Consider the following 20,252-nt stretch of genomic DNA (forward strand, 5'->3'; position numbering starts at 1 on the left):
CGATATTGATGGCATCAACAGTGGGAACTTTACCAATGGCTGTATCCACAGTTTCACCTTCATTGTTGCAACGATCAAAGATATAAGCCAGGACACGGCTGTTTTCACCATAACCTGGCCACAGGAACTTACCGTTTTCATCTTTACGGAACCAGTTCACATAGAAAATTTTAGGTAAAGCCGACGGATTCGGTGCATTTTTACCAATGGTCACCCAATGTCCGAAATAGTCACCCATATTGTATCCGCAGAAAGGCAACATCGCAAAAGGATCACGACGTACAATACCGGCCTGTCCGAGAGCAGCTGCAGTGGTTTCCGAAGAAACGATAGAGCCCATGAAAACACCATGGTTCCAGCTCATGGCTTCGTGTACCAAAGGCACGGTGGTTGGACGGCGTCCTCCGAACAAAAATGCAGAGATCGGTACTCCGGCAGGATCCTCCCATTTTTCGTCAATAACAGGACATTGGTAAGCAGGAGCCGTAAAACGTGCATTAGGATGTGCACAGGGTTCTCCCGATTTTGGATCGTGTACTTTATTTTTCCAGTTGATAGTGCCTTCAGGACAATCTGTTCCGATTCCTTCCCACCATACATCACCGTCAGGAGTCAAACCTACATTGGTGAAGATCGTGTTGGCACGGCAACTCAACATAGCATTGGGATTCGTTTCCATGGATGTAAAAGGAGCTACACCAAAGAAACCATATTCGGGATTAATGGCATATAATTTACCGTCTTTACCGAATTTCATCCATGCAATGTCATCACCCACACATTCTACTTTCCAACCCGGAATAGTAGGGATCAGCATGGCCAGATTGGTTTTTCCGCATGCACTTGGGAAAGCGGCGGTAATATATTTCTTTTCACCTTTAGGATTGGTCAATCCGAGAATCAACATATGTTCGGCCAGCCAGCCCTGCTCTTTCGCCATTGCAGAAGCAATACGCAAAGCAAAACATTTTTTACCCAATAAGGCATTTCCTCCATAACCTGAACCATACGACCATATCTCATGTGTTTCAGGGAAGTGGGTAATATATTTCTTTTCGATAGGTGCGCAAGGCCATTTAGCATCTTTCTGGCCAGGCTCAAGGGGAGCTCCTACAGAATGAACGCAAGGAACAAAATCACCGTCACCTAATACATCCAGTACTTTTTTCCCCATACGGGTCATGATACGCATATTGACCACTACATAAGGAGAGTCTGTGATTTCAACACCGATATGGGCGATGTTAGAGCCAAGAGGTCCCATGCTGAACGGGATGACATACATCGTACGGCCTTTCATACATCCTTTGTACAGGTCGCGCATGATTTTCTTCATTTCCGCAGGATCATACCAGTTATTGGTAGGTCCGGCTTCCTCTTTAGTCTTCGAACAGATAAAAGTACGGTCTTCAACACGAGCCACATCACTGGGGTCCGATTGAAAATAATAAGAGTTCGGACGTTTTTTCTCATCCAGCTTAACAGCCATCCCGCTGTTGACCATCTCTGCCAGAAGCCGGTTGTTTTCTTCTTCAGAACCATCGCACCAGTATACGTTATCCGCCTGACACCATTCGGCCCATTCCTGAACCCATTGTTTTAACTTTTGATTGTTTGTCATACTTATTATATAATTAATTGAATGAATGAATAATCACAAACTCTATTTACGGGTAAGCAAAAATCTTGCGAAATTACTTAAAATAAAGTTTTTTTTCACTAATTCTATAAAAAACTTTTTCCACAGAAATGATTATTTTCATTTGCCTTCGCAGATTATTCATAAATTTGCATGCAAAATCATATTGTGAGGAAAATGGATAAAATCAAACTTGTCATATGGGATTTGGATGAAACTTTCTGGCAAGGAACGCTTAGTGAAGGTACCATAAAAATAGTGGATGATCATGTAAAAATTGTAAAAGAACTCACTAACAGAGGGATCATTAATAGCATCGTATCAAAAAACAATCATGAACAGGTAAAAGAGATACTAACCGAACTGAACATCTGGGATTATTTTATTTTTCCTGTAATTGACTGGACGCCTAAGGGCGAAGCAGTGAAACAGATCATCCATAAATGCCAGTTAAGGCCGGTAAATGTTCTTTTCCTGGATGATAACCGGTTGAATATTGAGGAGGTAAAATTTTATAACGACGGCATTCATGCATTTTTTCCCGATTACATAAAAGAGATGATGCAAAATCCTGCATTGGCAGGTAATCCGGATATAGAACATACGCGCCTCAAGCAATATAAATTATTGGAACGGAAGGAAAATGAAATGGGTCATTTCTTTGACAATATTTCTTTTCTGGAACAATCGGAAATACAAATATCTTTCATAGAAAATTTGCCGGACATCAATGACCGGATATACGAGCTCATTGAACGAACCAATCAGTTAAATTACACCAAAATAAGACTAAATCGGGAAGAAACAGACGAATTGCTAAAAAATACCGGTTATGAACAAAAAGCCGTTTCAGTGACTGACAGATATGGCGATTACGGTATTGTAGGATATTACTGTCTGGACCGCACCACCCACCAACTGGTTCATTTCATTTTTTCCTGCCGTATTTTAAATATGGGAATTGAACAATATGTATATGCAAAGTTAAATTTCCCCGACATCAAAGTTATTAACGATGTATCAACCGCACTGACAGATAAAAAGCCTTATTGGATCAAAGAAGAGAAACACCAGAAAATTGCCAGGAAACAGAAAAACAAACCCGGAATTTCAATCCTGTTCAAAGGTGGTTGCGATTTATCACAACTTTTCCATTACATCGGGAGTTATCATCTGGACATTATCCAGGAGACCAATTATGTCGGAAAAAACAATCTTCCCATACACAATGATCATTCACAAATGATCCTGAATTCACAACTACTTGATCGGGCTGATATAAAATACATTGAATCCTCCCTCCCGTTTTTTGATTCTAAATCCCATCAGACTCAACTATTCGACAACAACTATAATATTCTTGTATTTAGCATTTTGATGGATTATACCCAGGATTTATACCGGCATAAAGAAAAAGGATTCCTTATTCCTTTCGGAGGTTATTCCTATAACCTGACCGATCCTTCTATCCATCAGGACATTGCCAGATTTTTTAAAGAAAAGAAAAAAGAAGCCATTTCAATTGATTTTTTACATCAATTTTCTCAGGAATACGAATATGTCGGACAGATCAGCGAAAGTCATTTCACTGAAAACCTTACAAAGATACGTCAATCAATAAGTGCCCATATCCCGATCATTTTCATCAACGGAAGTGAAGTCGACGATGGTTTTTCCGCAGAGAAAGGCAGCACCCAAAGGCATCGCGACATGAATAAAAGCCTGGAATCTTTTATAAAAGGAAACAGTAACTGTTTTTTATTGGATGTCCGGAAATATGTTAAAAACAGGGAAGACGTGACAAACAACATACGTCACTATCAAAGATTGATCTATAAAGACCTGGCATCGGAGCTAATGACTATTTTAGAAAAGCAGCTGGACCTGAATTTAAATTACAGCATAGTCAATCATGTAAAAACAGTTTTTCACAAATATATCTCAACAAATATTGAGAAAGCAAAACGTATCATTATGCGCCATTAAAAAATTAATATGCCGGCAAGGTCTGGAAAAAGCCAGCAATAAGATGATAAAAAACCCGTCATTTTACGATTTATTATTCGTAAAATGACGGGTAAAACGAATATCGACTGACTGCTCTATATAATTAAAATTATACAGTCATAATTTCACTTTCTTTCTGGGCCAATATTTCTTCCACCTTTTTGTAATACTTATCCGTCATTTTCTGGGCAAGTCCTTCCGCATCCTTTTCCATATCCTCAGGAAGTCCGTTCTTTACCATTTTTTTGAACTCTTCAATTACATCACGACGTGCATTACGTATGCTGATCTTTGCATTTTCCCCTTCTGCTTTGACTTGTTTTACAAGACCTTTACGGCGTTCCTCGGTCAAAGGCGGGATATTTAGGCGGACCACCTCCCCGTTATTTGAGGGTGTCATTCCGATGTTTGCAGCGAATATAGCTTTTTCAACAGCGTCAATAATTTTTTTTTCCCACGGCTGAATAACAATGGTACGTGCATCGGGTGTATTGATATTGGCCACCTGCTGCAACGGCGTCGGTGTACCATAATAGTCGACCAGAATACCATCAAGCATTGACGGATTAGCTTTTCCCGCACGAAGTTTCAGTAATTCGGCTGACAAATGCTTCAGCGCTTTTTCCATTTTTTCAGTAGCATCATCTAAATACAATTGAACTTCTTCATTCATAACTGATGGGTTTATGTTTTTATATTAAGTAAGATAAAACAATTAATGTCATATTTGCTAAACGTAATCAATTTGATCAATGTGACTTAAGATAATAATAAATAGCACTGAGTGCTTAAATGCATAGCAAATTAACAAATAAGACACCTATTTTGCAAAAAAAATATTATCAATCTATCTTTGCTACCAAAAAAACGAACCGGTGTAATTGGATGATACCCTCATTCACTGGTTCCTGATCATTTGATGTGATGTTCCTTTTTCTTGCATGTTGGATTAATTTTTGTCATGTTTTCACCCATCCGGTATATGTATCCGTCACCAATATGGATATTGATATACCGGAAAAAAGCGTTACCCTTTCGTTAAAAATATTCACGGACGATATGGAAACCGTATTACATAATAAATACGGTATCGACGGATGGATAGGAACACCCCAGGAACATAAAGATTGCCGGCAATTGATCGGCGAATATCTTGACGAGCGGTTTACTGTGAAAATAAACCACAACGAAAAAGTGATGCTGGCAAAAGACAGCATGGTGATTCATGAGGATGCTTTATGGATATATATGAAAGGAAAGGCATCGCAAAAAATTAATTTTATGGAAATTAACAACCGGGTGTTGACTGATTTCTTTTATACGCAAACCAATTTAGTGATCATTAGTACCGGCAAGCAAGAAAAAGGATATAAATTAGACCGGAAGAAACATAAAATTGAATTATCTTTATAGCGTTTTTGAACCTTATATTTCTATATAAAGATTAAAAGGTCAAAAAAACAGGTAATGAATAAGGCGATCCATATACTTCTTTTATTATTGTTCTGTACTGCAGGAACAGGATGGGCTACCCATAATCGTGCGGGGCAAATTGTTTACAAGCATATTTCCGGGCATACTTATGAATTTACAGTCACTACATTTACCTATACGTTAAGTGCGGCAGACCGGTCGGAATTAGATATCAGTTGGGGAGACAACACTGTATCCACCATGTACCGGGATGCCAGTAAAATAGAAATGCTTCCGGATAATTATAAGAAAAATGTATACGTGATCCGCCATACTTTTCCGGGATCAGGCGTATATTCAGTAGTTGTGGAAGATCCCAACCGTAACCTCGGCGTAGAAAATATCCCCAACTCCGTAAGTGTCGTATTTTCGGTAAAAACCATATTCCGGATCGATCCGAACCTGGGTGCCAACAATGCGCCGGAACTTCTCACCTATCCTATCGACAAGGCTGCTTTGGGGCAGGTATTTATCCATAACCCATCTGCATTTGACATTGACGGGGATAGTTTATCTTATGAACTCACCACCTGTACCCGGGACCGTGGTATCGAAATCGAGGACTATTCCCTGCCCGAAGCATCAGACTCCCTGGTCGTCAACCCTATTACCGGTGATCTGATCTGGGCCGCTCCCATGAAAAAAGGGATATACAATATCGCCATGAAAATTGATGAATGGCGCAAGGGAGTTAAGATCGGAAGTATTGCCCGCGATATGCAGATTGAGGTGGTCGACTCAAAAAACCGCCCTCCTGTTATTGAGCCCATCTCTTCCCGGTGTGTGGAAGCCGGTACAAAATTAGATTTTGTCATCAGGTCTACGGATCCCGATAATGATCTGATCGTGTTGAGCGCTACCGGAGGGCCTTTTGAACTTTCCTCCAATAAGGCGGAGTTCAATACTATCGGTAGCGGCAACGGATTCGCCAACGCCCGGTTTACATGGCAAACAGATCACAGCCATGTCCGGAAACAACCCTATAGTATATCTGTCAAGGCTGAAGATCAGAATCAGGAAGTTAAGCTGGTAAATTTTGCCAATTTTAATATTACCGTACTGGCTCCCAAAATAGAAAACCTGACAGCTGTAGCAGAAAAGAAGACTATCCGGTTGAATTGGTCACCTACCTTAAGCAACCACGCGGCAGGTTATGAGATATATCGTAGCGTCGGCCCCAATGCAGTTAATCCTGATTCCTGTTCCGGAGGTATACCCGCCGAATCAGGTTATGAGAAAATAGCGACCATCGATGGTATCCAACAGACTTCATTTGAAGACAATAACGACGGAAAAGGACTTAGTCCCGGAATAGATTACTGTTACCGTGTTGTCGCCTATTTTTCGGACGGCGCCAAAAGTTTCCCTTCTGATGAAGCCTGTGCCGTATTACTCGCCGGTACACCGCCGATGATACTGGCTGATGTCGTTTCGATAGACCCCCTGGGAACGATAGATGTCGCATGGTTAAGAAAACCACTGGATGATATCATTGCAGGAAAACCAGGACCTTTTGAATACCGCCTCTTCTACAGTGAGGATATGAACGGCAGCTGGTCGGAACTGTACCGTACCGTTGTTCCAGATACGGATCTGAAAGACACCACTTTCACCCATACCCTGGTGGATACGAAAAATAAATACCGGCATTATTATAAAGTAGAGCTATGGGACAGGGAAAACGGAGGAGAGAGTTTACTGGAAGAAGATTTCGAAATAGCATCTACCTTATATCCCGGACTTGAACCTTCGGACCGGTCTGTAAACATTAGCTTCGAACGTTATACTCCCTGGGTAAATACAGAATATACCGTATACCGATGCATCAAAACCGGAACGGATATCTGTATGCCTGTCGATTCTGTCGGGTTTACGGCAAAAGAGACCTATACGGATACCGGATTGAAGAATGGACAGGAATATTGTTACCGCATTCGTAGCAGAGGGTACCGGAAAATCAACGGGATCACCTATGAAAACGAAAATATGTCGCATGTGGCCTGTATCATTCCTTATGACAATGTTCCGCCCTGTACACCTGTACTTGATGGGAAAAGCCTCTGTGAAGAAAACCGTAACCTGCTTGAATGGATATACGATCCCAGTTGTATGTATGATGTGGAAAAATACCGTATTTTCTATACACCCGACCGGATCAGGGCATATGAAAAAATCGATTCGGTCATGAACCGCGACCAGGCCAACTATTCTCATACGAATGTCCTGGTGGGGTGTTATTATATTACTGCCGTGGACAGTACCGGGAACGAATCCGAAGCAAGTAACATCATATGCCTGGATGAGTGTGGAAAATACGATCTACCGAATGTTTTTACTCCTGACGGAGACAATATCAACGACGTATTTAAAGCGTTCAATCCTTCCGGGATAAAACAGGTGGAAATGAAAGTATTTAACCGCTGGGGAAAGCTGGTCTTTAAAACCAACGATCCGAATATCAATTGGGACGGAAGAGACAAAGACAGCAAACGTTTTGTTCCTACAGGGGTATATTATTATACCTGTGATGTCTATGAAGACCGTTTAACCGGATCCAAGATAAACACACTTTCCGGATTTATTCATGTATACACTGGTAAAGACGCAAAAGCATTTGAACAATAATACAAAAACAGGCTTGAAATATTGGATTGCCATATTGTTAATGGTCTGCGGACTAAACGCCGAAGCGCAAAAGCTCAATGAAGCTTATCTTCGTGCAAGGGCTGCCATGTACCAGAAAACATACCAAAAAGCAACAGAAGAAATATTATCTGTTCCGGAAAGTGAACGTTCCCCCGCTATGTATTTTTCTTTAGGAGAGAGTTACTATCAGTTGCAGAATTATGATGAAGCGGTTCGTTCCTTTGAAACATCGGAAAGTACCCGTAGTACTCCGGAAACACAATTGTATATTGCGAAAGCATATGCCATGATGATGCAACCGGCAAAAGCGGTTGAATGGCTGGAAAAATACCTGGGACAAAGGAATAAATTACCTGAAAGCGACCTGCATCTCGATCCTTCATTTGAAAAAATAGAACGTAGCAAGGAATGGAGAACCTTATGGGATAAAAGCTGGTACAATGCTGCTGAAGAGAAATCCGCTGAAGCAGACTTAATGATCAAACGGAAAAAATATACGGAAGCCCTGAATATTATTGATGGCGAGACTGTACGACGCACTCCGTCTGCAAGGTTATTGATACAACGGGCAAAAGCATATGCGGCAATGGAAGAGTATGTACCGGCTTTTGAAAGTTACCAGGCAGCATTACAACTCCGGGGAAATCAATCCGAATATTTCTCCGATGCTGCAGAAGTGGCTATAAAGGTAAATAAATACGATATGGCCCTGGATTATCTGGATAAAGCCATCCGGATAGATCCCTACAGCCTTGAGCTCTATCTTCAAAGAGCAAGTACCTTCAGGATGTTAAAACGATATGACGAAGCACGGGAAGATATCAATTTCTTCTTTGCTTATCTGCCAGCCGACACCAAAGCACTTTATCAAATGGGTGTCAACGAATTAGAAGCCGGAAACACCTTGTCCGGTATTGAATATTTTACCTTATTGATTGACCAGGACCGTTCTAAAGTCGATTATTTTCTGGCACGAGCTTCTGCCTACAGCAAAGCCCAAAAATTCGGCATGGCCGACGATGATCTGGCACAGGTATTGGATCTTGATCCCAGGAAACCGGAAGCCTGGTTGCAGAAAGGGATAGTCCACCAGCAAATGGGAGATATGGAAAATGCCTGCTATTACTGGCGGAAAGCGCTTAACCTCGGAAGTAAGGAAGCTTCAAATTACATATATAAGTATTGCACTCAATAAAATGAAAAATGGAGAATGGAGAATTGAAAATGGAGAATATAGCAGGTTTCATGAGCGTCAGCGAGTAATGGAGAAAGTAAAAAAGTTCATAAAGTTATAAAGTAAATAAGGTAATGTAGGATACCCAAACTTTCAAACTTTATGAACGTTCCGACTTTATGAACGTTCCGACTCTCCAACTTTATAAACAAAAAGAATTAAGAATTAATATATGCCATGAATAAAAAAATAGCAGTTTTAGCCGGTGACGGTATTGGTCCCGAAGTGATTGAACAAGCATTAAAAGTAGTTAAAGCCATTGAAAAAAAATACAACATTCAATTTGAATATACTCCTGCCCTGGTAGGCGCTATTGCAATAGAAAAAACAGGAAATCCGTATCCGGACGAAACACATGATATCTGTATGCAATCGGATGCCGTGCTTTTCGGAGCCATCGGAGATCCCAAATATGACAATGACCCCAAAGCAAAAGTCCGTCCGGAACAGGGATTATTGGCCATGCGTAAGAAGCTGGGATTGTTTGCCAATATACGGCCTATCACGGCCTTTAAATCTTTGGTTCATAAATCACCGTTAAAAACAGAATTAATTGAAGGGGTTGATTTTATGGTACTCCGCGAGTTAACCGGAGGGATTTATTTCGGAGAACCACGTGGAAGGAGTGAAAACGGGTTGACAGCATTCGATACCTGTACCTATAACCAATACGAGGTAGAACGGATCGGCAGGCTCGCTTTTGAGTATGCCCGTAAACGCGGGAAAAAACTAACTGCGGTAGATAAGGCAAATATTCTGGCAACATCACGTCTCTGGAGGGAAACGATCCAGCAACTACACTCCGAATATAAGGATGTGGAACTGGAGTTCATGTTTGTGGACAATGCCGCCATGCAACTGGTCACCTGGCCGAAAAAATTCGATGTGGTCGTGACTGAAAATATGTTTGGCGATATTTTAACAGATGAAGCTAGTGTGATCACCGGATCATTGGGTTTACTGCCTTCCGCTTCCATAGGTATTCACACTTCGGTGTTCGAACCTATCCACGGATCCTACCCGCAAGCCGCAGGTAAAAACATTGCCAACCCTTTGGGAACCATTCTTTCTGCTGCACTGATGTTCGAATACGCCTTAGAAATGCCCGAAGCAGGACAACTCATCCGTCAGGCATGTGAAAAATCAATCGAAGAGGGCATCGTGACATCTGATATTGCGACAGGTAAATCATATGGTACCTCTGAAGTTGGCGACTGGATCGCCCGGCAATTGATGTAAGTCGTATATATTAAGTAAAAAACACCTAAAACCGTATTAATTATCTAAAAAATGATACTTTTGCACTGATAGTATAGTGAGTATGAAAGTAAAATTTTATAAATTAAAAATAAAAATAATGAATGTAAGAAGAATTATGTTTTGCCTGTTATTGGTTCCCGGTTTGATCATTGGAGTTTCATCCTGTAAGGATGATGACGATGATGATACCGACTATGCCCAAATAATTGAAGGGACATATAAGGGAACATTAAAATTGAATGGTAATACTCTTCCATCGAAGGTTAAAATAAAAGTCGAACATGACAATGTTAATAAAGTCATTCTCAGGATGGATCCGACAACTTTACCCATATCCGCTGAAGTTTCCGTTAATATACCTGAAATAGTTTGTGTTTCCACAGTTAGTTCTAAAGATGAAAAATACTATACTACAGGGTCTACTACTGTGACTTTGGAAGCCATGCCCGGAGTTGAAATTCCTGTTAGCGTTTCAGGTACCTTCGATAAAAATAATAATGTCGAAATTTTAATTGGATTAACAATTTCCGGTTCTCCTGTAAATGTGGCATTTACCGGTGTTTTATTCAATGGCGTTGATAGTTACGCCGAGGAGATAGCGGGAACATATACAGGGATCCTGGAAATAGAAGAACAAACTGTTGCGCAGAATGTTAAAATTGCAGTAGAGGAAATTTCCGACACCAAGGTAAATCTGAAGATGAACCAAACCGTTATGGAATTACCTATCAACATTACCAAATGCGAATCAGAAGTATTATATGCAAATGATAAATACACGATAAATGCAGGCACAACGGTTACATTACCGAAAGAAGCAGTGGAAGGCTTACTCGGAATGGAAATCCCAATGCCCGGTACTACCCTGGATGTACCTATCACCGTGAAAGGCGAATTCAACAAAAGCAATGAGGCACAGATCAATATCGGATTAGTAAATTTCATGGATCAATCTGTTTTCCTGAATGTTGTTTTTAAAGGAAAGAAATACTTGATCAGTCATATTTTCATAAAAAACCGTTTCAAGTCAGTTTGAAACGGTTTTTTATGATTTTACCCTTGCGTCTGCAATAATTTATTCTTACAACATTCCGGATATCAGGACAACAGAGCATATACTACAGGAATCAGCAGCTCCAACAATAAATAGTATTTTCCACGGCCGGTAATTCCTTTTTTGCCTGGTACTTCGCCCTTACCGGTTCTTAATAAAAGGAAGCTAAAAAGTCGGAACGTTCATAAAGTCAAAAAGTTTATAAAATATGAAAGTTTGGATATCCTACATTACTTTTTCCATTCTCAATTCTCAATTCTCAATTCTCAATTCTTAATTCTTAACCGTTATCCCGATAATCAGTCCTGCCGCTATTCCTCCTGCGGTGCAGAATATTGTCCGGCGACGGGTTTTCATCCGCTGTTGCCGAAGTTGCTTTTTGTAGCTGTCGGTGATAGATTGCCGTATCCGATCAGCTTCCGTTTTATTGGCTTCCAGCCCAGCGATGGCTATACGGTAATCCGCAATCATCCGTTCGCTTTCCGTAAGGGATTGCTGCAAAGCGCTTACCCGTTCTTTCAGCAGGCCGTTCTCCTTTTGCAGGAATTCATGCTCGGCGAAGATCAGCGCGGTAGTGCGGAACTGTTCAGCGTTCAGCACGGCTACCGTATCTTTCGATATAGCCTGTGACATAACGGTAGCGCTCATCATCAGGCAGAAGAATAATACTGTCGCGGCGGTTTTCATATTGTATACGGTTTTGTCTTTGTGTAGTTTGTATTTGAATGATCATGATATCCAGCGAATCGAGGATTTCCCGGTACTGCTGTTCGCGGAGCGATAACGCCCGGTATAATGAATCCCGCTCGTTGCCCAGGCGGCCGATCTGTTGTTCATAACCTTTTATCCGGTCAGCGAAATCGTTTTCGGCCCTGTTCCGTTTCAAAAGCAGGTAAACAGCTGCACCGGCCAGAATAAGGAGAAGTATCCAGGAGATTTTCGATGCTATTTTATTCACGGTTCAAAGTTCTGGATTCATTTTTCAATGTTCAATTGCTCCAACCATCCGGAGACATCAAAGCAGGGACAATCTTTATTGGCAAAGTCGTTGTGCCCTTTGACCTCCACGCCGGGAAAACACTGCATGAAATCCAGTACGTAGCGGCGCATGGCTTCCTGTTGGGCTGCGGTGCGCGTGTCTTTCGGTTTACCGTTCCTGTCCAGACCGCCGGCATATACAATGTGCCGCGATATGCTGTTAATTCCTTTCACCCCGTTGGTGATCTCCCAGGGGTCGATCCATTCATCTTCGTTGTTGGGTACGAGCCGTTCTATTGTTCCGTCCAGATGGATCAGATCGGTATAACCCACCTGTTTCCATCCGCGGCCGCCCCGGCTAACCGGCATGGTGTGCCAGCGGCGGATATCTTCGCCCGTCACTTCCCTGCCTTCGGGTGTAGCCGTACAGTGGATCACCAGATATACGACTGTTGATTTCTGATTCACGGTTTTCGATAATAATGGTTTAAAATTCAAGATTCAAAGTTCAAGATTTGCATACATTGAGCGTCAATTGGTTTCGCCTGGCTTGTAACGGTTTAAGTTATCAACAATATAAGGCATTAGTTTTCCATTCTCAATTATTAATTATCCATTTTCCATCGTTTCCTCACTGCTCTTACCGCTATATACAAGCTATCGAAACACAGGCCGGTGCAAAAGCAATAAAACATACTGATCTCTTCGCCTTTGATGTCGGGCCAAAAACGGATGAGCGCCACAGCCACCAACAGGTTAAGGATAAAGCGCAACATATTGTCACGCCAAAAGAAAGGCCATGACCAACGGCGCGGCGTGCGCGGGCTTTCCTTATCCCTTTGGCTGATATCCAACAGCAGGGTAAGCATAACGCCTATGCCTACAAACAGCATCCCCGCCGCGAAGTGCGGCAGGGTGAGGCTGCCGGTAAGGTATGAGGTGAAAGAATTCAAAGTTTAAGATTTAAAATTCCGAATTCATTTTCCATTCTCCATTCTCAATTTTTAATTGATTATTGGTAAAGCACATAAGCAGTGCTTGCGGGTTTTCTGAAATCTGATGGAGCAACAAAACCAGGCCAAACCCAAACGGTGGTAACAGGATTTCCGGTACAATCAAAAATACGTAAACTCTTATTGTTGCTTATATTAATACTGGACAGGGAATTATTAAAACACCGTAAGTCAGTTAAAGCAACACATCCGCTTACATCAAGAGAAGACAAAGGATTATTAGAGCAGAATAACGTTGTTAAAGCAGCACATCTGCTTACATTGAGAGTGGACAGAGTATTATTATTACATTCCAATGTTGTTAAAGCTGTATTATTGTTCACATCAAGAGTGGACAGGGAATTATTATCGCACAATAACATTTCCAAAGCGCTACATTCGCTTACATCAAGAGAAGTCAGGGAATTATTATAACAATGTAACTCCCTTAAAGCAGTACATCCGCTTACATCGAGTGTGGTTAGGGTATTGTTATTACACCATAAGCTGAATAAAGTAGTACATCCTCTTGCATCAAGTGTGGTTAGGGAATTATTAAAACAATTCAATCCTCTTAAAGCTGTACATCCGCTCACATTGAGAGTCGTCAGGGAACTACCAATACCATCCAAGCTTGTTAAAGCGATACATCCGCTTGCATCAAGTGTGGTCAAGGGATTGTCTAAAAATCTCAAATATGTTAAGGACGTACATCCGCTTACATCAAGACTAGTCAGGGTGTTGTTATTACATTCCAATCTTGTTAAGGCCGTACATCCGTTTACATTAAGTGTAGTCAAGGTGTTGTCACTACAACTCAAAAATGTTAAAGCTGTATTTTTGCTTATATCAAGAGTTGTCAAAGTATTGCCACTACAAGTCAAACTTGTTAAAGCCGTATTATTACTTACATCAAGAATGGACAGGAAATTGTCGCCACAACTCAAACTTGTTAAAACCGTATTGTTGCTTACATCAAGAATGGTCAGGGAATTACCGTAACAACGCAAGTCTCTTAAATCTGTACACCCACTTACATCAAGTGTGGACAAAGAATTAATCTGACACCATAACGTTTCTAAACCAGCACATTCACTTACATTAAGAGTAGATAAGGAATTATTCTCAAAACAAATCAACTCTGTTAAAGCTCTATTTTTGCTTACATCGAGAGTGGACAAAGAATTGTCAGCACAAACTAACTTTGTTAAAGCCGTATTCTTGCTTACATTGAGAGTAATCAGGGAATTACCGACACAATTCAAGGATTCCAGAGAGGAAAAATATACCAACCCTGCAAGTGATGAAATTCCTCTATTGTGTACCTCAATGCTCTTTACCTGCGAAACCTCTCCAATGATAAGTTTACCGTCATTGTTGGTATCAAAATTTGCCAGGCAATAGACAAGGAAATTCGGGTCTGTGATTTTAGCGGTGATATCTATGTCGTCCGGCCCTTCTCCCGGGTAAAGGTATTCCCCGGTTCCCGGTTCGAACCCTGCAGGAGGAGCGGTTTTATCAAAACCCGGCCAGACGTTGATTACAACAAGATCCGTATTGCCCGTAGCCACCAGCACCGCCAGACTTGTGTTGGCTTCGATATTCAGCTCCGTCAATTGGTTGTCATTCACATATAATTTTACCAATGCGGTATTTTCACTCAGGTCAATGGTTACGAACAGGTTTCCACTGATGTTCAACTCTGCTAATGCAGTGTTCTTGCTTACGTCAATGGCAGTCAAGTGGTTGTTGCTTACATCCAGCGCTGTCAGTCTGGTATTTTTGCTCACATCGATAGCGGTAAAAGCGTTGTTGGCGGCATTGAGTTTTTCCAGCGTCGTAAAGTATTCGAGCCCTGTCAGCGAGGCGATTTCGCCATCGGAGGTTGCTTTTGCCGTTTTTGCGGATTTTCCTGCAACTGCCGCCCCCACATTGATCTCTTTCACTGCGGCAGCTTCATTGGCGCTGAGTTTACCATCGCCGCCGGTATCGAAATTGGCCAGGCAGTATGCCCTGAATACGGCATCAGTAATTTTTGCGGTAATGTCCTCGCTGGTATCGCCGGGTTGCGGATCCGGTTCTGGGTCGTCTTTATCGTCACCACACCCGCTAAAAGAAAGGGTACAAACCGACAGTAAAACCGCAAAAATAAAGCGGTTGTTGTTTAATATTAATTGCTTTGTTTTCATCTGTATAAAATTATTTTTAATGGTTAGATGCAATGTCCAATTTTGTTCATGAAGGTGGGTATATCGCAATGTTTATGGACATTTCATGATATTTTAAGATTAAAATTCATTCTTAATTATTTAATCGTCGCTCTCGCTTGAAGAAGTTAAAAGTCGGAATGTTTATAAAATCTGAAAGTTTGGATACCACATACCCTACATTACTTTTTTACTTTATAACTTTATGATTTTTTTGCCTTTTAACCTTATGAACTTTCTAACTTTTTTGCTTTTCTCCATTACTCGCTGACGCTCATGAGACCAGCTATAACATCCATTCTCAATTGATTACGGAATAATTGCTCCTATCATTTCACTCCATGGCCCTTTTTCCCCTTTGGTATTTTCCCAGCGGAGGCAGAACCAGACATTTTTTCCGCGCTGGTTTTCTTCAAATTCGAGTGTAAAGGGAGTTCGCGTGTCGAAGGATGAATTAAGCAGATCCGTTACCGCTTGTGGCGGTGTATCCCTGATCCCCCATTTAATCTCCACGCCATGCACGCCTTTGGGCTTGGCCCTGGAATCGCTTCCCTGGTTACGGAAGTGAAGTGACAGGCGGCGTATCACCGAGGTATCGACCGAAAACTCGGGATAGCTGGAAGGGGGCGGAACGGCTGTCCTGGTGGCAGATGGAATAGTGATCCCCATATTGCGGCGGTCATCGTTGGTTACGCGCGTATTATGTTCCAGGTTCCGCACCAATATCCGCAATAATTTTTCGTATTCTTTACGCGCTTCCCGTTTAGCAGAGGTGATCAGCGGGGTGCGGGTGGCAGGATTGCGGTAAGCCTCCCATGCATTTTCCCACTCCGTTTTTTTCGGCAGCAGTTGGTTGTCCAGCCATTCACTGTCCAGCATCCAGTCCGAACGGCGTCCGTCGGCAGTGCCGGCAATAATTTCCTGCGATACATTAAAGTCCGCGTCTTTTCTTGGCAGAGTACTCATTTTTTTAATTTTTAAAAGGTTAATTACATATAATTTGGATAATCGCTAATGGTCGATATTTAAACATATTACCGGCATGCTTTCCCCCGGTTCGTGTCAGGCTCGATATAAACCACATTAACTATAGTATGAGCCGGGTAAAGCCTGATATGATTCATATAAAGTTTAACAAGGCCTGCATTAAGCTTAACATACCCCGGGTTAAGCTTAACGTAGCTTGCGTCAGGCCTGCTATGATCCGTGCTAACCTTAATATAAGTCGTGGCAAGCCTTCCCTGGCGTGCAAATAATTGAAAATTAAGTGTCGGAGATGGTAACCTTTTTCCGGCAATCCGCTTACAGGCACCGGTCATCCGCACTACGCAGACAGGAAAAAAGAAAGCCGCAACATTGCGAAACAATGTTACGGCCCTATTTGGTTTCGAAAACTTTTTCTTATCGTTCGCGCGAGCGCGTTGTATAATGTTTAAACGATCAGTGCTCTCTCTCTCTCTCTCTCTCTCTCTCTCTCTCTCTCTCTCTCTCTCTCTCTCTCTCTCTCTCTCTCTCTCTCTCTCTCTGCAAGGGACATGCCAAAACCTGTATTTACAGGATTTACCGCAGAATTATATTTACAGAAAAAGCGCATAAAATACCGAACGGTTTTTAAAATGAATGAGAAACAAAAGTAATAAAGGGTTTGAATAAAACAAAGTTTTTTTTAAGAAAGATGAACAATTGCAGGTTCGCTGCCACACCACACTGCATCAGATCAGCATTCCTGATATCAGGACAACAGGATATATATCACAGGGATCAGCAACCCCAACAACAGATAGTATTTTCCACGGCCGGTAATTCCTTTTTTACCGGGTACCATGAACAATCCGGAAATGGCAAAGAAGATCAGCGATCCTGCAAATATATCGGCCATAGGAGACCATCCTCCCACCCTGTTATAATGCAATTGATTGATCCAGTATATCAATGGCCGCTTTTTACTTATCTCGTAGTCTACGGATCCTTTCAGCGGATCATACAAGCCCATACCACCCTGGAGCATCAGTCTGTAGTGCCCGTTTCCAGCGGTCAGTATTTTATTCAGTTTAGGTAAGTTATGCTGCGAATTCCACGCTTCTTCCAGTTTTTCCCGGGAAAGGTTTTCCGATAAATGTATGGTTTCTTTCCGGATATGGTATGACGGATCCTTCCCGTTCATATGGTTCAGCAATATGCCTGATATTGCATATACCAGGCATATTCCCACCATTACGAAACCGAGGTCACGGTGTATGATGCGTAACCATTTCCGTAATTTAGGATTCATCGAGAACTTCATAATTGGTTCCGTCTATAAAATAAATCGAATAATAATCTTTGCCGTGTTCTTTCATCCAATCCTTCATCTGATTAATGTTTGCCAACTCGGCGGCACATGTTTCGGCAGACCCGTCCTCTTTTTTCATTTTTTCATTCACCCCGCTTTCCATATCAGCAATCTCTGTCTGTGTAAGCCGGCGCTCTTTCAAAATACCGTTGATGGAAAGCTTTGAACCCACCAGTTCACGGTTGAATCCACCGATATCTCCTTTAGCCTCTACACGTATGGTATATTTTTGATCTTCACCGGTAATAAAGCAACGTTTCCCGGCATGTTTACACGTATGGGTAACAAATCCGTGAACAATTATAGGTTTGTTGATATGTGATTCGGCTACTGAAAGCAATGTATCTACATCGATCCACTGAACTGTTTCCGTTGCACTCTTTATATCAGCCTGCCCGGCAGACGATTGTTTTGCATTGTTACACGATACGGATATCATCATCAATGCGGCAAATACAATTATGATCTGTTTCATTTTTATAATATTTAAAGATGTTCTGTTTATTTTTTATTAAAACTTAAATTATTTGTTATCGGGAATAATCAGGACAGACAATAATCCTGCGATTCCTGTCAGCAGGACATATCCACTTTGCAGGTAAAGACATTTCCTTTTTTTACGGGCAAAGATAAAGAATAAAAGTGCAGCGAGAATATTCATTATAAAGGCTATCCAACTGGTAAAGTGAAATTCAGGATTAAGATATTTACTGTCCCTGTCTTCAAAAGTCAGATACACCGGAAAGAGCCATGCCGCCGTTTTATCCCATAATCCAGGCTGTGCGGCAATAAACGTCTGGTCTACCCGTTGCAGTGAATCATTATCTAATGCGTAATAGTACCGCCCTTCAGGTGTATTTACATAAACTGTCCAGAAAAACATATTGGCCATAATCATGATCCGGTCCTCGTGAAGGTTGACTGGAGGAATATCAACCTTTCTGGGTTGATAAGTAGGAGACTCCAAAATATAGATATACCCTTCCGAGTCGTATAAAAATCCATAAAAACGCTTATCGCTTACCGGTAGCATGGAGAAGTATACCACATCCATACTGTCGCTTACGTGGGTATTACGTATAAAAGGGCGGTCGTTCACCATCTTGATATGAAATAATTGTCCGGTGGCATCCAGTGAAAAATATCCCTCATCATAGGGTTTACGATTGGTCATCAACCCCTGGAGCCATTGGGCCGGAAAAGTATATCTGCGCTTATCCAGTTCGGTAGCAAACAATAGGCTCTTCTCCTTATTTACCCGGTTACTTTCCACATCTACAAATTCGATGTTATCTTTCATCCGGAATACATCTCCCGGAGATTCTATATTTACCCGCTTAGGCATGGATTCATACATGATATATAAGTCCATGGACGGGGTCGACAATTCTTCACAATTGTAACGGTAGGTAAAACTTTTTTGCCGTATCTCAGGCATAGTCACCGCCCGCCCCTGAATACTGTCGGGCATTTTACCGTTGACTGACAGTTGCCGATAATAAAGCATCGGCATGATGGAATCAAATTGTGCATCATTATATAATCTTCCGGAAGCATCCCGCTTAATGGCATTTTTTCCTTCCGTTTCCCTGAAACAGAATTCCTCAATAACGGAACTGTAATACACAAACGGATACTTTTGCGGTGAGGATGTAGCCAATTGTACCAAAGCCGGTACTCCCCACATGAAAACAAGTGTTCCGGTGAGAATAATGGCGATCCTGACGATTTTTTTGTACTTCATTTTTTTAAGCTGTTTAATGACTACTGTTCACCATCTTTAAATCTGGCTGCAGCATAAAAAGAAAAGAGAAAACTAACCACAATAAAACAAATCAGGTATGGAAGAAAAGGAGCATAAGCTCCGGGCAGGGCAGTGTTGTAAAAAAAAGAGATACAACAAGCCGCAATAACAGCATTGAATATGCGTTGACGCCACACCGGCTCCAGGCATATCCATGCTGCGAGCAGATAGGACGCCAATCCTCCAATGAACCATGGTAATGAAGCTTTAAAATTTGCCATGACCAATTCCGGGCAAAAACGAATACCCAGGCCGGATAGCAGGACGACCTCCGACAGGATAAACAAGGCTGCCAGTATAATGATTCCGTATCCAAGCATGTTGGATAATATTTTCGATTCATTCACCGGAAGATGCAATGTCAGTTTCAGCCGTTTATGCTGCATCTCGGGAACAAACTGTACAATAGCCATTAAGATACCTGCAGCCAGAGGCAGATATTTAAAGTATCCGACCAGGATCGCATTATTCTGGATCAAAGATTCCCAAAGGGGAACAGGCCCCAACCGGTACTGTTTACCCACATTCAACAGAATATATATGATCATGGCGGCAAAAACCGGAAGTAATAAAAAAATAAGCCTCCTGGTTTTGATCCATTCTTTATAAAAAATTGAATACATAAT

At 41.6% G+C, this 20,252-nt stretch carries 19 protein-coding genes; 6 read left to right on the forward strand and 13 right to left on the reverse strand.

Features of this window, described 5'->3' with window-relative positions; genetic code table 11:
- Positions 1-1,621: phosphoenolpyruvate carboxykinase (GTP) (locus tag LBQ60_13645; protein ID MDR2038961.1), on the reverse strand; the 1,621-nt coding region annotated here is incomplete at its 3' end.
- A 195-nt stretch (positions 1,622-1,816) separates the two neighbouring features.
- On the opposite strand from LBQ60_13645, the gene LBQ60_13650 reads away from it, so the two are divergent.
- A complete protein-coding gene (locus tag LBQ60_13650) occupies positions 1,817-3,625 on the forward strand; it encodes an HAD-IIIC family phosphatase (protein MDR2038962.1) in 1,809 nt (602 codons plus the stop codon).
- Between the two features lie 130 nt (positions 3,626-3,755).
- Here the strand turns inward: LBQ60_13650 and frr are convergent, their stop codons facing one another.
- Positions 3,756-4,319: a ribosome recycling factor gene (gene frr / locus LBQ60_13655; protein ID MDR2038963.1), complete on the reverse strand. Its 564-nt coding sequence runs from the start codon at positions 4,317-4,319 to the stop codon at positions 3,756-3,758.
- Positions 4,320-4,645: 326 nt separating this feature from the next.
- Between frr and LBQ60_13660 the strand changes: the two genes are divergently transcribed.
- From LBQ60_13660 to LBQ60_13680, 5 genes are all read left to right on the forward strand, one after another.
- Complete coding sequence (locus tag LBQ60_13660; GenBank protein MDR2038964.1) at positions 4,646-5,059, forward strand: hypothetical protein; 414 nt, start codon at positions 4,646-4,648, stop codon at positions 5,057-5,059.
- 54 nt (positions 5,060-5,113) lie between these two features.
- The gene (locus LBQ60_13665) at positions 5,114-7,744 is read left to right on the forward strand and encodes a gliding motility-associated C-terminal domain-containing protein (protein ID MDR2038965.1); all 2,631 of its coding nucleotides are present in this window, start codon (positions 5,114-5,116) and stop codon (positions 7,742-7,744) included.
- Between the two features lie 13 nt (positions 7,745-7,757).
- Positions 7,758-8,960, forward strand: a complete 1,203-nt coding sequence (locus LBQ60_13670) for a tetratricopeptide repeat protein (protein ID MDR2038966.1) — start codon at positions 7,758-7,760, stop codon at positions 8,958-8,960.
- A 216-nt stretch (positions 8,961-9,176) separates the two neighbouring features.
- Entirely contained in the window at positions 9,177-10,238 is a 1,062-nt protein-coding gene (gene leuB, locus LBQ60_13675) for a 3-isopropylmalate dehydrogenase (protein MDR2038967.1), read from the forward strand.
- 118 nt (positions 10,239-10,356) lie between these two features.
- The gene (locus LBQ60_13680; protein ID MDR2038968.1) at positions 10,357-11,295 is read left to right on the forward strand and encodes a calycin-like domain-containing protein; all 939 of its coding nucleotides are present in this window, start codon (positions 10,357-10,359) and stop codon (positions 11,293-11,295) included.
- Between the two features lie 291 nt (positions 11,296-11,586).
- Here LBQ60_13680 and LBQ60_13685 read toward each other — a convergent pair whose 3' ends face one another.
- The 11 genes from LBQ60_13685 to LBQ60_13735 form a co-directional block, all read right to left on the reverse strand.
- Positions 11,587-12,000, reverse strand: a complete 414-nt coding sequence (locus tag LBQ60_13685; protein MDR2038969.1) for a hypothetical protein — start codon at positions 11,998-12,000, stop codon at positions 11,587-11,589.
- Positions 11,900-12,271: a hypothetical protein gene (locus LBQ60_13690; GenBank protein ID MDR2038970.1), complete on the reverse strand. Its 372-nt coding sequence runs from the start codon at positions 12,269-12,271 to the stop codon at positions 11,900-11,902. Before LBQ60_13690 ends, LBQ60_13685 begins: the two co-directional genes overlap by 101 nt.
- Positions 12,272-12,288: 17 nt before the next feature.
- Positions 12,289-12,759, reverse strand: a complete 471-nt coding sequence (locus LBQ60_13695; GenBank protein ID MDR2038971.1) for an N-acetylmuramoyl-L-alanine amidase — start codon at positions 12,757-12,759, stop codon at positions 12,289-12,291.
- A gap of 137 nt (positions 12,760-12,896) precedes the next feature.
- Positions 12,897-13,184, reverse strand: coding sequence for a hypothetical protein (locus LBQ60_13700; GenBank protein ID MDR2038972.1), 288 nt, complete (start codon positions 13,182-13,184; stop codon positions 12,897-12,899).
- 119 nt (positions 13,185-13,303) lie between these two features.
- Entirely contained in the window at positions 13,304-15,472 is a 2,169-nt protein-coding gene (locus tag LBQ60_13705) for a hypothetical protein (protein ID MDR2038973.1), read from the reverse strand.
- Between the two features lie 327 nt (positions 15,473-15,799).
- The gene (locus LBQ60_13710) at positions 15,800-16,456 is read right to left on the reverse strand and encodes a hypothetical protein (GenBank protein MDR2038974.1); all 657 of its coding nucleotides are present in this window, start codon (positions 16,454-16,456) and stop codon (positions 15,800-15,802) included.
- A gap of 466 nt (positions 16,457-16,922) precedes the next feature.
- Positions 16,923-17,084 (reverse strand): hypothetical protein, encoded by a 162-nt coding sequence (locus LBQ60_13715; GenBank protein ID MDR2038975.1) that lies wholly within the window; start codon positions 17,082-17,084, stop codon positions 16,923-16,925.
- 138 nt (positions 17,085-17,222) lie between these two features.
- The gene (locus LBQ60_13720; protein ID MDR2038976.1) at positions 17,223-17,762 is read right to left on the reverse strand and encodes a PepSY-associated TM helix domain-containing protein; all 540 of its coding nucleotides are present in this window, start codon (positions 17,760-17,762) and stop codon (positions 17,223-17,225) included.
- Positions 17,752-18,297 (reverse strand): hypothetical protein, encoded by a 546-nt coding sequence (locus LBQ60_13725; protein ID MDR2038977.1) that lies wholly within the window; start codon positions 18,295-18,297, stop codon positions 17,752-17,754. Before LBQ60_13725 ends, LBQ60_13720 begins: the two co-directional genes overlap by 11 nt.
- Before the next feature lie 48 nt (positions 18,298-18,345).
- Entirely contained in the window at positions 18,346-19,566 is a 1,221-nt protein-coding gene (locus tag LBQ60_13730; protein ID MDR2038978.1) for a DUF4857 domain-containing protein, read from the reverse strand.
- Between the two features lie 20 nt (positions 19,567-19,586).
- Positions 19,587-20,249: an ABC transporter permease gene (locus tag LBQ60_13735; GenBank protein MDR2038979.1), complete on the reverse strand. Its 663-nt coding sequence runs from the start codon at positions 20,247-20,249 to the stop codon at positions 19,587-19,589.
- Between the last annotated feature and the right edge of the window lie 3 nt (positions 20,250-20,252).

This window comes from Bacteroidales bacterium, from assembly GCA_031275285.1.
Taxonomy (GTDB): domain Bacteria; phylum Bacteroidota; class Bacteroidia; order Bacteroidales; family UBA4181; genus JAIRLS01.